General features: G+C 66.8%; 1 protein-coding gene. It reads left to right on the forward strand.

Annotation, left to right across the window (positions count from 1 at the left end; all coding sequences use genetic code 11):
• Positions 1 to 458: AMP-binding protein (locus B8W69_RS29570; RefSeq protein WP_133058067.1), on the forward strand; the 458-nt coding region annotated here is incomplete at both ends.

A 458-nucleotide genomic window follows, 5' to 3' on the forward strand; every position in this document is an offset into this window, starting at 1 on the left:
TTGCCGCGGTCGGCCAAGGCGGTCGTGGCGATCATGGCGGTCCTCAAAACCGGGGCGGCATATCTGGCGATCGACCCTGCGCACCCGGCGGCGCGAATGAAGTTCATGGTTGCCGATGCCGCACCGGTCGCCGCGATCACCACTGCCGAGTTGGCCGGCCGCTTGGATCAGCGCCAATTGCCGGTCATTGATGTCGACGACCCTCGCATTCCTGGCTACCCGTGCACAGCGCTGCCGGCGCCGGGTCCGGACAATGTCGCCTACCTGATTTACACCTCGGGCACGACCGGGGTGCCCAAGGGCGTGGCCGTCGCGCACCAGAACGTGCTCCGGCTGCTGGAGACCCTGAATGCCGACCAAGAGCTGCGGGGCGCGGGGGCATGGTCGCAGTGTCATTCGTTGGCCTTCGACTTTTCGGTGTGGGAGATCTTCGGTGCGCTGCTGCATGGCGGGCGGCT

This window comes from Mycolicibacterium vulneris, from assembly GCF_002104765.1.
GTDB classification, from domain to species: domain Bacteria; phylum Actinomycetota; class Actinomycetes; order Mycobacteriales; family Mycobacteriaceae; genus Mycobacterium; species Mycobacterium vulneris.